Here is a 13,568-nt window from a genome sequence, read left to right as displayed (position 1 = left end):
CGCCTCCCTTCGGGGATGGCGGGCTTTTTCATGTCCGTCGCCTAGGCCCGCTTGTGGAACGCCTCGAAGAACGCCAGGGCACGTGGGTCGCCGGCATAGGCGATATTGATCCGCAGCCAGTTGCTTTCCTCGCCTTCCGGGCTGAAGGCGCTACCCGGCGACAGCAGCACGCCCAGCCGCGTTGCCTGCGCCTGCAGCTCGGCGAAACCGCGCTCGCCGATGCGGGCCCAGACGAACATCCCGCCGACCGGTTCGGCGAACACTTCCCAGCCATTGTCCTCCAGCACCCGTAGGGCGGCCGCCATGTGCCTGGTCAGGCGCTGGCGCAGGCGCTGCACCAGCTTGCGGTAGCTGCCATTGGCGAGCATGGCGCAGACCACGCATTCGGCGAAGCGCTGGCTGCCGATGCTGGTGTACATCTTCACGTCGGCCAGGCGCCGGATCAGCTCGGGGCTGGCGACCAGGTAGCCGACCCGCAGCGAGCAGCTGAGGGTCTTGGAGAAACTCGCCAGGTAGATCACCCGGCGCAGCGAGTCGAGGGTCGCCAGGCGGGTGCCGGGGCCGTTCTGGAAGTCGGCGTAGATGTCGTCCTCGATGATGTGGAAGTCGTGCATCTCGGCCAGCTGCAGCACCCGGTGGGCTACCGGGGGGCTGAGACTGGTGCCGGTGGGGTTGTGGTACATGCTGTTGATGAACAGGAACTTCGGCCTGTGCGCCTGGAGGATCGCTTCCAGGGCGGCGATGTCCGGGCCGTTCCGGCCGCGGGGCACGCCGAGCATCTTCACGCCATGGAATTTCAGCAGGTTGAACAGGTTGTAGTAGCCGGGATTCTCCACCACCACCACGTCGCCGGGCTCGAGCAGGGTCCGCACCAGCAGGTCGAGGGCGTGGCTGGCGCCGGTGGTGGTGAGGATCTGGTCCTGGTGGACATGGATGTCGATCAGGCGCAGGCGTTTCTGGATGTGCTGGCGTAACGTCGGCAGGCCCAGCGGGGTGCTGTAGTCGAACAGCCCGGCCAGTTCGCTGCGGGTGACCTGGCGGATCGCGTAGCTCAGCTGGTCGACTTCCCGCCAGCTGTCCGGGACCCAGCCGCAGCCGAGCTTGAGCTGCGTCGAGGCGCCGCTGAACTGGCCCCAGGCGCTTTCCCCGCCTTCCTGCCACTCGCTGTCGAGTTCGGCGTTGGCCGCGGGCGCCTCGGCGACGAAGAAGCCCGAACCGTGGCGCGATTCCAGCAACCCCAGGGCGACCAGGCGGTCGTAGGCTTCGATCACGCTGGACTGGCTCAGGCGGTTTTCCCGGGCCAACTGGCGGATCGACGGGACCCGCGTGCCGGCGCGGACACGATTGCCGCGCATCCAGCCGCTGACTCCTTCGACGATCTGCTGCACCAGTGGCGCGCTGGCCTCGCGATCGATCCTGAGTTGCATGCCTGGCTCACTGTTCGGTCTTTTTGGGCGAACAGTTAAGCACAAAACACGGAGGGCTGTTCCTTGTTCCGTGAGGACGCCGGAGCGGATAGTCGGGGCGCCCCTCCAGGGGCGACTCGATACCGGAACGGAGGAATGCATGAGCGATACCCGCCGCCACGCCACGCGCCTGGCCTTCGGCCTGTGCCTGATCACTTTCGCGGTGAACCTGCAGGCACCGTTGTACAGCGCCTACGCGCAGCTTTCCGGCTATGGCGCGGCGGCTACCGCCACGGCCTTTTCCGGCTATGTGCTTGGCGTGCTGCCGGTGCTGCTGGTGCTCGGCGGACTGTCCGAGCGGGTCGGGCGCAAGCCGCTGATCATCGTCGCGCTGTTGCTGTCGATGGCCGCCACCGTGGTGACTATGCTCTGGCCGCGCCTGGAGATGCTCGGCGTGGCACGTCTTCTGCTGGGCGTGGGCACCGCCCTGGCCTCGGCCACCGGCACCGTCTACATGAGCGAGCTGATGGCCGGCGAGGACAGCCGTACCTCGGCCAACTGGGTGACCGCCAGCACCTCGCTGGGCTTCGGTATCGGCGCGGCGCTGACCAGCCTGTTCCTGCTGTTCCAGGAAACCCTGGTGCCCGGCAGCTTCTGGGTGCAACTGGGGCTGGCCTGCGTCGCCCTGTTGGCGCTGGCGAGCCTGCCGGACAACGCTCCGCTCGCGCGCAATACGCCGATGCTGCGGCTGCCGTACTTCCCCGCCGGCAGCCTGCCATACAGCCTCTCGATCCTGCTGGCCTGGGCCACCGTCGGCCTGGTCATCGCCGTCCTGCCCTCGGTGCTGGCGGCGCACGGGCTGGCGCGCTGGTCCGGATTCTCGACCTTCACCGTGATCAGCTGCGGCCTGCTGTTCCAGCCGCTGGCGCGGCGCATGCCGCCGGCCCGGGCAACCTGTCTGGGGCTGGTGATCCTGCCGCTGAGCTACGCGCTGCTTGCCTGGGGCGCGAGCCACGGCTCGCTGGCGGCGGTGCTGTTCGGCGCGCTGGGTGCGAGCAGTTCCTGCTATGGCTTCACCTACCTGGGCGGGCTGTCGGCGGTGAACGCCCTGGCCGGCGCGGAGAAGCCGCGGGCCAATGCCGGCTATTTCCTGCTGGCCTACCTCGGCTTCAGCCTGCCGGTGATCTTCACCGGGCTGGTCGCCGACCGTTTCGGCGCCTCGACGGCGCTGCTGCTTTTCGGTGCGCTGCTGGCGGTAGGTGCCGTCCTGGTGGCGCTCTCCATCTCACGCGGTACAGGGGGCGTCAAGGCCGGCGCTTGCCATTCCTAGGGCGACGCTCGAGGCGGCCAGCATGGCTTCTTCAGGGCGTTTCCGCATTCCTGGCCGGGCGCCGACGCAGCCCGGCTTCATTGCAGGCGGCCAAGCAACGCGGGCAACTCGGCGAGGCTGCGGATTTCCGCGCTCGGCTCTACCTCTCCGGCCCAGGGCTTGCCGGCCGGGTTGAACCAGATCGCGCGCATGCCGGCGCGTCGGGCGCCGGCGATGTCGTCGCTGGGATGATCGCCGATGTGCAGCGCCGCCGAGGCCTCGACGCCGGCGCGCTTGAGGGCCTCGCGGAACGGCGTCGGATCGGGCTTGCCCACGCCCAGCTCCTCCGCGCAGAGGGCGAACTGGAAGTAGTCGGCCAGGCCCAGCCGGCGCACGTCGGCATTGCCATTGGTGAGCACGCCAAGGGTGAAGCGGTTGGCGAGCAGTTCCAGGGTCGGGTGCACCTCGGGAAACAGGGTGACCCGATGGCGCGCTTCGAGGAATACTTGGAAGCCGGCCTCGGCCAGGCTCTCGGCTTCCGCCTGTGGATAACCGGCGTCGAGCAGGGCATGCAAGAGGATGCGCCGGCGCAGCTCGCTGAGCCGGTGGCGGAGCATCGGCTCGCGGTCCAGCAGGCGGGTACGGATCGCCCAAAGGTGCTCGATGGGCACCGGGCCCAGGCGCGCCGCATTGCTCGCCAGCCACTCGCGGAGCAGGGCCTCGGCATTGTTCATCACCGGGGCGACGTCCCAGAGGGTATCGTCCAGGTCGAAGGTGATCAGTCGCAGGCTGCTCATGGGTCGTTGCCTCCGTCGGCGTTGCCCTTGCGCTTGGCGCGGGGGTGGGCGCGGTCGTAGACCGAGGCCAGGTGCTGGAAGTCCAGATGGGTATAGATCTGCGTGGTGGCGATATCGGCGTGGCCGAGCAGTTCCTGCACGGCGCGCAGGTCGCCGGACGACTCCAGCAGGTGGCTGGCGAAGGAGTGCCGCAGCATGTGCGGATGCAGGTGCTGGCCAAGCTCGCGGACGCCGGCCTGGCGTACCCGCAGCTGGACTGCCCGGGGTGTCAGGCGCTTGCCGCCGCGGCCGATGAACACCGCGCCGTCTTCCGGAGTGGCCTGGGCGCGCAGCGGCAGCCAGGCTTCGAGTGCCTGGCGCGCGGCCTTGCCGACCGGAAGTTCGCGGACCTTGTTGCCCTTGCCGCGGACGCGCACCAGGCCTTCCTTGAGATCCAGCCATTCGAGGTCGAGCCCGACCAGCTCCGACAGGCGCAGCCCGGACGAATAGAACAGCTCCAGCAGGGCCTGGTCGCGGCGGGCGATGAAGTCGTCCTCGACGGCGCCGTCGAGCAGTTGCAGGGCGCGGTCGGCGTCGAGGGTCCTGGGCAGCTTGCGCGGGCTCTTCGGCGCGCTGAGGCCGTTGGCCGGATCGTGCCGGCAGCGCCCTTCGCGCAGCAGGTACTGGTAGAAGCCGCGCGTCGCCGAGAGCAGCCGTGCCAGGCTGCGGCTGGACTGGCCCTGCTGGTGCAGGCGGGCGACGAAGGTGCGCAGGGTGCGGGTGTCGAGGGCGTTCCAGTCGGTAAGCCCGGCCTTTTCGGCGAGGGCGAGGATCTTCAGCAGGTCGCGCTGGTAGCCGTCGAGAGTGTGCGCGGAAACCTGGCGCTCGCTACGCAGGTGTTCGAGGAAGGCATCCAGGTCGGCGCGCATCTCGGACCGCCCGCCGCGCTCAGCGGACCGAGCGCAGCGGCGAGGAGAAGCGCGGCAGGACGCGGGCGAGGACCTCGGCGACGTAGCCGAGGAACAGGGTGCCGAGGGAGCTCTTGTAGTGCTGCGGATCGGGGCTGCCGATGGCGAGCACGCCGTGCAGGCCCTGGAAGCTCAGGGACACCACCGCTGCGGAGCCGATCTCGTCGCGGTCGTTCTCGCCGAACAGGAACGCCAGTTCGTGCGGGCGCAGCACGCCGCAGACGGTCTTGCCGCCGGAGAGCAGGCCGCCGATGGCCTGGTGCGCCTCCGCGCTGCTCACCGAGCGGCCCACCGAGACGCTGCTGTCGCTGAACAGGATCAGGCTCACGTAGGGCACCTGGAACTCGTGGCGCAGGCTGTCCTCGACGGTGCTGACCACGTCTTCCAGGCTGGTCGCGTCGAGCAGGTCGAGGACCAGGCGGCGGGTCTTGTCGAACAGCCGGTCGTTCTCGCGGGCCACGTCCATCAGTTGCGAGAGCCGGTGGCGCATCTCGATGTTGCGCTCGCGCAGCAGGCGCACCTGGCGCTCCACCAGCGACACGGCGTCGCCGGGCTGGTGCGGGATGCGCAGCTCGGGGATCAGTTCGTCGTGCTCGACGAAGAACTCCGGATGCTGGCTCAGGTAGGCGGCCACCTGCTCGGCGTCCAGCGCTGCTGTCGGTTCCTGGCTTTTCTCGGTCATAAGCGTCTCGGTTCTGGCGGGCCGTGGCCCTTACAGGCGGACCTGGCCTTCGTACACGCGGACGGCGGGTCCGGTCATCATAACGGGCTGGCCGGGGCCTGCCCACTCGATGTGCAGGCGTCCCCCGGGGAGATCGATCTGTACCGGCGATTGCAGCCAGCCCTGGCGGATCCCGGCGACCGCCGCGGCGCAGGCGCCGGTGCCGCAGGCCTGGGTCTCGCCGACGCCGCGTTCCCAGACGCGCAGGCGCGCATGGTGCGGATCGAGCACCTGGAGGAAGCCGATGTTGGCCTTCTTCGGGAAGCGCGGATGGACTTCCAGTTGCGGACCGAGGCTGTGTACCGGTGCGCTGTCGACATTCTCGACGCGCAGCACGCCATGGGGATTGCCCATGGATACCGCGGCCAGTTCGACGCGCTGGCCATTCACCTCTATCTCATAGGACAAGGCTTCGCGCTCGGCCTGGAACGGTATCTCGGCCGGGGCCAGGCGCGGCGGACCCATGTCCACCGTGACCTGGCCGTCCGGGCGGATATTCAGCTCGATGATGCCGCCCTTGGTTTCTACGCGGATGCTCTTCTTCACCGTCAGGCGCTTGTCCTGGACGAAACGGGCGAAGCAGCGCGCGCCGTTGCCGCACTGTTCCACTTCGGAGCCGTCGGCATTGAAGATGCGGTAGCGGAAGTCGACGTCGGGGCTGCTCGGGGCTTCGACGATCAGCAACTGGTCGAAGCCGACCCCGGTGTTGCGGTCGCCCCAGAGCTTGACGTGCTTGGGTTGCACATGGGCGTGCTGGCTGACCAGGTCGAGGACCATGAAGTCATTGCCCAGCCCATGCATCTTGGTGAAGCGCAAAAGCATGGTCTGGCCTCACTGCGGCAGCAGGCTTTCGCCGGCATAGAGCTCTGGGACGGTCTCGCGGCGACGGACCTCGTGGGCTCGCTCGCCGTCCACCAGCACCTCGGCGGCGCGGCCGCGGGTGTTGTAGTTCGAGCTCATGACGAAGCCGTAGGCGCCGGCGGAACGAATCGCCAGCAGGTCGCCCTCGGCGAGAGCCAGCTCGCGGTCCTTGGCGAGGAAGTCGCCAGTCTCGCAGATCGGCCCGACCAGGTCGTAGCGGCGCGGCGCGGCGTCGCGCGGGCGTACCGCCTGCACGTCCATCCAGGCCTGGTAGAGAGCCGGGCGGATCAGGTCGTTCATCGCCGCGTCGACGATGGCGAAGTCCTTGTGCCCGGTGTGCTTGAGGTACTCGACGCGGGTCAGCAGCACGCCGGCGTTGGCGACGATCGAGCGGCCCGGCTCGAACACCAGGGTAAGGTCGCGGCCGTGCAGGCGCTCGCGGATGGCGCGGATGTAGTCGCCAGCCAGCGGCGGCTGTTCGTCGCGGTAGCGCACGCCGAGGCCGCCGCCCAGGTCCAGGTGGCGGATGGCGATGCCCCTGGCGGCCAGGCGGTCGACCAGCCCGAGCAGGCGCTCGAGGGCGTCGAGGAAGGGCGCCAGCTGGGTCAATTGCGAGCCGATGTGGCAGTCGACGCCGATCACTTCCAGGTGGTCAAGCTCGGCGGCGCGGGCGTAGATCGCCTCGGCCTCGTCGATGGCGATGCCGAACTTGTTCTCTTTCAGGCCGGTGGAGATATAGGGGTGGGTCTGGGCGTCCACGTCCGGATTGACCCGCAGCGACACCGGCGCTTTCACGCCGAGTTCCGCGGCCACCCGTTGCAGGCGCTCCAGCTCCTCGCTGGACTCGACGTTGAAGCAGTGCACGCCGACCTGCAGGGCGCGGCGCATGTCGTCGCGGCTCTTGCCGACGCCGGAGAACACTACCTTGGCCGGATCGCCGCCGGCCGCCAGGACACGCTCCAGCTCACCGCGGGAGACGATGTCGAAACCGGCGCCGAGGCGCGCCAGCACATTCAGCACCCCGAGGTTGGAGTTGGCCTTGACCGCGAAGCAGACCAGGTGCGGCATGCCGGCGAGGGCGTCGGCATAGGCGCGGTACTGCGCCTCGATGTGCGCGCGGGAATAGACGTAGGTGGGCGTGCCGAAACGTTCGGCGATGCGGGAAAGCGCCACCCCTTCCGCGAACAGCTCGCCGTCGCGGTAACTGAATGTGTCCATGGGCGCTCTCTCAGAAACCGTAGCGGTCTTTGCTGTGTTCTTTCTTGGCTTTTTCGTCGTCCGGCAGGTACAGCGGGCCTTTCTGGCCGCAGGCGGCGATGGAGCCGGCGAGGAGGGCGAGCGCGACGAAGGACAGGAACAGCCGCTTCATGACGGAATCCTTGTAGAAAACGTGAATTGTTCCGGAGTATACCGACCCCCCGGCGCCTTGCCTATGCGAGCCGGATCAGGTGCGCCGGGGCCTGTGGGGGGGCATGGCGCGGCGCAGAGGAGTGCCCGGGGTTTCCTCGAGGCTCGCGGCAAAAGAGCGCGGACTACGCCAATACCAGCGTAGAATGGTCGGAATAGGGCGCGATGAAGGTAGGCGCCCGCCTTTTTCCCGTTAGCGAATGCCGAGGCAATGCATGAGTACGATGAATGAAGTGCGCTTCCATGACCTGGTCGACGCGGTCCAGCAACAGGTTGAGGACGCCTTCGACGACAGCGGCCTGGACCTCGACCTGGAGAACGCCGGCGGGGTGCTCACCGTGCGCTTCGAGAACGGCTCGCAGCTGATCCTCAGTCGCCAGGCGCCGCTGTACCAGCTGTGGGTGGCGGCGAAGTCGGGAGGCTTCCACTTCGACTATGACGAGACCAGCGGCCTCTGGCGCCATGACGCCAGCCGCGAGCCGCTGGGCGCCCTGCTCAACCGGGCGACCCTGGAGCAGGGGGGCGAGGATGTCGAGTTCCCCGGCCTCTGAGGCGCCGCCGGCCGTGGCCTCGCCCTGCCGGCGCCTGTGCTGCCTCGATGACGCGGACGTCTGCGTCGGCTGCGGGCGCTCCCTGGCGGAGATCCGCGAGTGGGGCAAGGCCGACGATTCGCGACGCCGGCAAATCAGGACGCAGGCCGCCCGAAGGCAAGCGCAGGCGGGCCGTCTCTCCTGATAGGGGGGATGTTGCTAATTCCTGCGACTGTGTTAGTGTCCGGGAAAACCCCGCCTTCGGGCGGGGTTTTTGCTTTTTTGCGATTCCTGCTTTTCATCGATCAACCGAACCGGACCAAGGAGCACGCCTGCGATCATGAGCACGCCGCCGATCACCATCACTCGTCTGGACCTGCAGCGCCTGGAGCGCCTGCTGGATGGCCTGGACGAATTCGGACCCGCCGCCGAGGCGCTGGAGGCCGAACTGTCGCGCGCCCAGGTGGTGGGGCATGACGAGATTCCGCCGGGCGTCGTGACCATGAACTCCACCGTGCGCTGCCGCGAGGAAAGCAGCGGCAAGGAATACACCCTGACCCTGGTCTACCCCGAGGACGTCGCCGGCGAAGGCAAGGTCTCGATCCTCGCCCCGGTCGGCACCGCGCTGCTGGGCCTGACCATCGGCCAGACCATCGACTGGCCGGCGCCGAGCGGCAAGACGCTGAAGCTGACCCTGCTGGAAATCGAATACCAGCCCGAGGCCGCCGGCGACTACACGCGCTGATCCGTTTTCGCCCGTCGCCCTCCGGCGACGGGCACCCCGACTCTCAGTCGCCGCCTCCGCCCCCGCATCCCCCGCCGCCACAACCGCTGCCGCTGTCCCCACCGCTGTCGCCGCCGCAACCGTGGCGCGAATCCTGTCCGTCCGAAGTGAAGGCACTGCCACTGTCGCTGGTGCATCCGGCGCTGCTGCAACCGATGTGGCTGGCGCAGTAGACCGGTGTCGTGCCTTCCTGCCGGGGCGCGCAGTTCAGCGCGTAGCGGAAGCCGTCGGCGATCGCCAGTTCCGTGTCGAGGGTGAACAGCAACGGAAGCCGGCCGGGATTCCGCGGGTCGATCCCTTCGCGGCGGCAGGCCAGCTTCCAGGCGCGCTGGATGCCTTCCTGTGCCTGCTGCGGGCTGCGCATCGCCTGGGCCGGCGTATGGTGGAGGAAGCGCCCGAGTCCCTTGCGGCAGACCTGCTGGTAGAGGCGGGTATGCAGGATCAGCTCGTGCCAGGCGACGTCCACCACCTGGGACGGCATCGCGACCATCCGCTTGCCGGCCAGGCGACACAGCAGCAGGTATTCGCGCAGGCCGTGGAGGACGCGCTGGACCTGTTCCTCGGCAAGGTGCGGATAGCGTTCGCGAACCGCCTGGGCGACCCGTGGCGGCAGGCGCAGCTGCCGGATGAAACGCAGGCGCCGGCGGTCCAGGCCGCGACGGTAGAAATAGCCGCCGGCGAGCGCGGCGCCGGCCAGCAGGGTGATGCCGAGGATAGCCATGGATTACGTCCCTGTCGGGCCCCGCCTGGCGCGGCGGGGCGTCATTGCTCCAGCAGCGCCTGGTTCAGCGCCGTTTCCAGGACGCTTTTATAGCGCAGATAGTGGAGCGTCTGCGGCTGTTCGTCGGCGAACAGCCGCGACAGGTCGAGGTCGGTCAGGTAGCAGGGGTAGGGCTCGGCCTGTGCCCGGTGCGCGAGGATATGCCGGGCCACGGTGCGGTACAGGCCGGCGCCGTATTCCAGTTCGGAGAACTCGCGGTGGTCGCAGTACAGCGTGACCTGCACGCGCTTGCGTTCGCCGCGCTCCAGCACGGCCTGGATCTCGTACAGCGGATGGCTGGCCGGGGCCTCGGGAGCCTCGCGGGGTTCGATGCGCGCGAGCGCGCCAGCGCCGGCGAGCACCTCGTAATAGTGGATGTCCAGGCTTGCCGGTGTCGGTCCCGCCAGCGACAGGGCGCTGCGCCGGTAGAGCAGCGACTGCAGGAAGCGCTGCAACGGCGCGAGCAGGCTGCGTTCGTCGCGCAGCGCCTGGCGCTGGCGCCAGAGCGAGTTGCGTTCGTCCAGCAGGATGATTTCCGCGCTGTCGAAATCGCGCCGGTAGAACACCTGGATGCAGCCCGGGCGGCCCATGGACAGGATCGGCCCGAGATCCTCGCCTTCCAGCGCGTGGCGATCCAGCTTCAGGGCGCTGTAGGCGCCGCGCTCGCGGCCCAGGTGCTGGAGCAGGCTGGGCAGGTCGGGCAGGCTGGCGTGACTGACCGACTCCGGGGTCAGCTCCAGCAGGTGGTAGTGCTGGCGGACCTGTAGCAGGTAGCGGCTCGGCTGGCCGCCGAGCAGCAATCCGTAGGTTTCCCGGAACAGCGCCTCGACCCGCTGGGCGATGGCCTCGGCTCGGTTGCGGCAGAAGCAGCGCACCGCCAGATCGGGCGGTCGCGGCGGCGCGCCGGGCTTCTCGCGCACCGCGTCGAGGAAGTCGGCGAGACATTCGGGCAGTGCCTGGGGGCCTTCGTAATGACGCACCGTCAGCTCGTTCCAGCTGTTCAGGCCGAGCAGGTCGAGGGTCAGCACCAGGTTGTCGCGCACGCCGGCGTAGCCGAGCACGTCGGTCCGCCCGGTGGCCATGTGCAGGTTCATCTGGCTGTGGTGGCGCAGCGGGTCGATACCGACGTTGACCAGCAGCAGGACCCTCTTCGATCGCCGTGGCTGGAGCAGCTCGGCGTCGTCGACGGAGGCCAGCGGCAGCGGCAGGAACTGCCGCAGGCTGGCGAGGATGCTGCTCAGCTCGGGCTCGCCGAGGTCGCTCTGTCCCGGGTGCAGGGAGAGGCGGGTGGCACTGTCGATGACGCCGTTGCGATGGCACCAGGCGAGCAGTTCGACCAGCCGGCCGGCGCGTTGCAGCGGCGCGTAGTCGGGCCATTCGCGCACGCTCAGGGCGCCGGGATAGATCGCCCAATGTGGTGGCGCGTGGTCGCTCCCGGCGGGGCGCTGAACCAGCGTCAGCACATCTTCGCCCAGGTCCGGCGCGATTCCCGGGTTGATGTGCTCCACCTTGCCGGCCTTGCGCTCGAAGGCGGCATACAGGCGCCGGCCGAGCAGGCCGAGGTCGCGGCTGTCGATGCCGCTGTCGGCGCCCTGCCGACGGGCGAACTGGAAGAGCAGGCGATAGCTGTAGGTCAGCTCGTTGACCACGCTGCGACGCTCCTCCAGTACCTGGCGCATCTTCCATTGGCTGCGGCTGTCGAGCAGGGCGAAGCGTCGAGGTTGCCACTGCCATTCCGCGGCGAGGCGCTCCATCGACTGCAATTGCCAGTCCTGTCGCGCCTGGCGCTGGCGACCGCCGAGCTTGCGTCCGACCTTGAGGTACAGGCAGCGTCGCACCAGTTCCAGGCGCTCAGGCGCCTGTCGTTCCTGCAGGTAGCGTTCGAGATGGCGGTAGACCAGGACATAGGGATCCAGCGCGTCGAGATCGAGCTGGCCGGCGAATACCTGCTCCTTGAAGCGCAGGGCGACGCAGCCGACCCGCGGGTGCTCGCTGGCGTAGGCCTCGGTGAGCAGCAGCTTGAGCAGCGATTTGTAGGGCGAGTCGATGGCCTTGGACAACTGCCAGAGCCCGGCGGCGATGAACTCCCGCGCGGGAATCCGCGCGAGATGGCCAAGGTCGAGAACTTCTTCGGCGCGGACGAAGCGCTTGCCGAGCAGGGCGCGGCAGTACTCGTCGTAGCGCTGTTCATGGGCCGGTGGCACCAGCCACCACAAGGGGGTGCGCCCGCCGAGCCAGATCGCGCTGCGGTAGAACTCGTCGAGCAACAGGAAGTGCTGGGTATTGCCGCCGTCGTCCTCGCCCCGGCCGAAGCGTTCGACGTCGATCAGGAAGCAGTGCGCCTCGCAGCCCTGGGCGCGGGCCCAGTCCTCGATCAGGGCGCATTTGCGGCGCAGTTCCCGGCGTGCGGCGGCGTCGAGGTCGGCGGCGTGGCAGACCCAGAGATCGAGGTCGCTCTGTTCCTCCTGGGCCAGGCTGCCCAGGCTGCCCATCAGGAACAGGCCATGGATCGGCTGCTGTCCGGCGTCCTGTCGTCGCGGCTTGTAGCAGAACGAACGGGCCAGGCGCTGGGCTTCGGCGAGCGCCTGTGGGTCCGGCTCGAAGCCGCTCAGGCCAGCCGGCACGGTCGCCGAAAGGTAGCCCGGCAGCAGCGGATGGTTGATGTGGAACAGCAGCGGCAGCAGGCGCAGGACCCGCTCCTGGCGAGCGGACAGGGCCTGCCGGGCACGCTCCAGGCGGCCGGCAGTGATCGCCAGGAAGCGTTGGCGCAGCTGGCCGAGGACCTTGCGGTCGATACCGTCGTCGAGGTCGAGGCTGAGGGCGGGCTGTCGGTTCATGGGCGTCCGGGCACGGGCGGGACCAGACGCCATGCCTGGCCCCCGACATACCTATGTATCGCCCGGTGGCGCGGCGGCTTGAGCGCCGGGCCACGAGCGGGCGCTAGCCTCAGGCGCCCTTGAGGATGGTCAGCAGGCCTTGCGCCTGTTCCGCGGCGTCCAGTCCGAGGCTGGTCAGGTAGCCGCCGTCGGGCTGGTCGATCAGGCCCTTGTCGTGCAGCCGGCGGGCGGCGGCGATCGCCTTGCCGTCGGCGGTGTGGTGGACCTTGAGTCCTTCCTGGGTGTTGTTCAGGTTGGAGAGCGCCAGCAGTTCCAGTTCGTCGATCAGCTCGGGGGTGAAGGCCATGTCGGCTCCTTGCGGTGATGAGCACCGGTGAGTGTAGTTGGACTAGGGAACAGCGTCGGTGGCCTGGCGCCAGCCATCGAGGATCTTCTGGTAATCGCCGTTGGCGAGGATGCGCTGCATGCCCAGCTCGAAGCGCTCGAGCAGGTGTTCGGCCTGCGGGTGGCGGCGCGAGAACGACAGGTACAGTTCCGGGCGATGGATCGTGGCCACCGGCTGGAACTGGTCCTCCAGCTCGGGATGCTCGCTGAACAGCTGGCGGGCGGTGCTGCGGTAGGCCAGGGCATAGTCGACTCGGCCGCGCTGGAGCATGAGGAAGCCGTAGTAGTCCTTGCGCACCGGGATGCGCACCAGGTCGTGGCGACGATCGAAGCCGTCGCCGTATTCGTAGCCGAGGGTCACCGCGACCTTCCTGCCGCTCAGCGCCCGCTCCAGGTCCGGCGGCTGCGCCGCGCCGCGTCGCGCCCAGAGCTGGATTTCGGCGCGGAACAGCGGCTGCCGCGGCAGGCGGTAGTCGGCAAGGATGTGCGGGTTCGGCGAGGTGTTGAAGCAACCGGCGATCAGGCCTTTCAGGGCCAGCTTCATGCAGCGTGAATACGGGTATGGGTTGAGCTGAATCGGCGTGTCGGCGGCCTTGAAGGCGGCCCGCACGATGTCCGCGCTCATGCCCTGGATGTGGCCATCCTTGTAGGCGGTATAGGGATACCAGTCATCTTCGGCGCCGAGCACCAGGGGTTCTGCCGGAACGGCCGCCGCCCGGCCGCAAGCGGCCAGCAGCAGGCAGGCAGAAAGGAATTGGAACCAGGATCGCATCCGGTATCGCTCCGCGAAAGCAGGTGGCACGGAGAGTGGGCGCCATCTTTCTA

General features: G+C 68.6%; 15 protein-coding genes. 4 read left to right on the top strand and 11 right to left on the bottom strand.

The window, feature by feature from the left end:
• Positions 1 to 41 precede the first annotated feature (41 nt).
• Positions 42 to 1,427 carry an aminotransferase-like domain-containing protein gene (locus tag PSPA7_RS28760; protein ID WP_012077883.1) on the bottom strand — a complete coding sequence of 462 codons (1,386 nt, stop codon included), beginning with the start codon at positions 1,425 to 1,427 and terminating at the stop codon, positions 42 to 44.
• A gap of 139 nt (positions 1,428 to 1,566) precedes the next feature.
• On the opposite strand from PSPA7_RS28760, the gene PSPA7_RS28755 reads away from it, so the two are divergent.
• Positions 1,567 to 2,736, top strand: coding sequence for an MFS transporter (locus PSPA7_RS28755; RefSeq protein WP_012077882.1), 1,170 nt, complete (start codon positions 1,567 to 1,569; stop codon positions 2,734 to 2,736).
• Between the two features lie 77 nt (positions 2,737 to 2,813).
• Here the strand turns inward: PSPA7_RS28755 and PSPA7_RS28750 are convergent, their stop codons facing one another.
• The 6 genes from PSPA7_RS28750 to lptM are packed head-to-tail and all read right to left on the bottom strand — an operon-like array spanning position 2,814 to position 7,410.
• Positions 2,814 to 3,512: an HAD family hydrolase gene (locus PSPA7_RS28750; protein ID WP_012077881.1), complete on the bottom strand. Its 699-nt coding sequence runs from the start codon at positions 3,510 to 3,512 to the stop codon at positions 2,814 to 2,816.
• Positions 3,509 to 4,420: a tyrosine recombinase XerC gene (gene xerC, locus PSPA7_RS28745; protein WP_003156043.1), complete on the bottom strand. Its 912-nt coding sequence runs from the start codon at positions 4,418 to 4,420 to the stop codon at positions 3,509 to 3,511. The genes PSPA7_RS28750 and xerC overlap by 4 nt, the downstream gene beginning before the upstream one ends.
• A gap of 19 nt (positions 4,421 to 4,439) precedes the next feature.
• Complete coding sequence (locus PSPA7_RS28740) at positions 4,440 to 5,141, bottom strand: DUF484 family protein (protein ID WP_012077880.1); 702 nt, start codon at positions 5,139 to 5,141, stop codon at positions 4,440 to 4,442.
• 30 nt (positions 5,142 to 5,171) lie between these two features.
• Complete coding sequence (gene dapF, locus PSPA7_RS28735) at positions 5,172 to 6,002, bottom strand: diaminopimelate epimerase (RefSeq protein ID WP_003098223.1); 831 nt, start codon at positions 6,000 to 6,002, stop codon at positions 5,172 to 5,174.
• A gap of 9 nt (positions 6,003 to 6,011) precedes the next feature.
• Complete coding sequence (gene lysA, locus PSPA7_RS28730; RefSeq protein ID WP_012077879.1) at positions 6,012 to 7,259, bottom strand: diaminopimelate decarboxylase; 1,248 nt, start codon at positions 7,257 to 7,259, stop codon at positions 6,012 to 6,014.
• Positions 7,260 to 7,269: 10 nt separating this feature from the next.
• On the bottom strand, positions 7,270 to 7,410 hold the full coding sequence (gene lptM, locus PSPA7_RS28725; protein ID WP_003096430.1) for an LPS translocon maturation chaperone LptM: 141 nt from the start codon (positions 7,408 to 7,410) through the stop codon (positions 7,270 to 7,272).
• A gap of 253 nt (positions 7,411 to 7,663) precedes the next feature.
• On the opposite strand from lptM, the gene cyaY reads away from it, so the two are divergent.
• The 3 genes from cyaY (at position 7,664) to rnk (ending at position 8,723) form a co-directional block, all read left to right on the top strand.
• Complete coding sequence (gene cyaY, locus PSPA7_RS28720; protein WP_041025434.1) at positions 7,664 to 7,999, top strand: iron donor protein CyaY; 336 nt, start codon at positions 7,664 to 7,666, stop codon at positions 7,997 to 7,999.
• Positions 7,977 to 8,183: a DUF1289 domain-containing protein gene (locus tag PSPA7_RS31710; protein WP_023443218.1), complete on the top strand. Its 207-nt coding sequence runs from the start codon at positions 7,977 to 7,979 to the stop codon at positions 8,181 to 8,183. The genes cyaY and PSPA7_RS31710 overlap by 23 nt, the downstream gene beginning before the upstream one ends.
• Positions 8,184 to 8,318: 135 nt before the next feature.
• Positions 8,319 to 8,723, top strand: coding sequence for a nucleoside diphosphate kinase regulator (gene rnk, locus PSPA7_RS28715; RefSeq protein WP_012077877.1), 405 nt, complete (start codon positions 8,319 to 8,321; stop codon positions 8,721 to 8,723).
• Between the two features lie 43 nt (positions 8,724 to 8,766).
• On the opposite strand, the gene PSPA7_RS28710 is transcribed toward rnk, so the two are convergent.
• The 4 genes from PSPA7_RS28710 to PSPA7_RS28695 all read right to left on the bottom strand — a co-directional run bounded on the left by PSPA7_RS28710 (position 8,767) and on the right by PSPA7_RS28695 (position 13,515).
• Complete coding sequence (locus tag PSPA7_RS28710) at positions 8,767 to 9,483, bottom strand: glycine-rich domain-containing protein (protein ID WP_012077876.1); 717 nt, start codon at positions 9,481 to 9,483, stop codon at positions 8,767 to 8,769.
• 41 nt (positions 9,484 to 9,524) lie between these two features.
• On the bottom strand, positions 9,525 to 12,359 hold the full coding sequence (locus tag PSPA7_RS28705) for a class I adenylate cyclase (RefSeq protein WP_012077875.1): 2,835 nt from the start codon (positions 12,357 to 12,359) through the stop codon (positions 9,525 to 9,527).
• 109 nt (positions 12,360 to 12,468) lie between these two features.
• Positions 12,469 to 12,705 (bottom strand): TIGR02647 family protein, encoded by a 237-nt coding sequence (locus PSPA7_RS28700; RefSeq protein ID WP_012077874.1) that lies wholly within the window; start codon positions 12,703 to 12,705, stop codon positions 12,469 to 12,471.
• 42 nt (positions 12,706 to 12,747) lie between these two features.
• Entirely contained in the window at positions 12,748 to 13,515 is a 768-nt protein-coding gene (locus PSPA7_RS28695) for a substrate-binding periplasmic protein (protein ID WP_003157674.1), read from the bottom strand.
• Positions 13,516 to 13,568: the final 53 nt, after the last annotated feature.

The sequence above is a fragment of the Pseudomonas paraeruginosa PA7 genome, from assembly GCF_000017205.1.
In the GTDB taxonomy this organism is placed as follows: Bacteria; Pseudomonadota; Gammaproteobacteria; order Pseudomonadales; family Pseudomonadaceae; genus Pseudomonas; species Pseudomonas paraeruginosa.
Note: the sequence above shows the minus strand (reverse complement) of the source record. Positions and strands in the feature narration are given on the sequence as shown.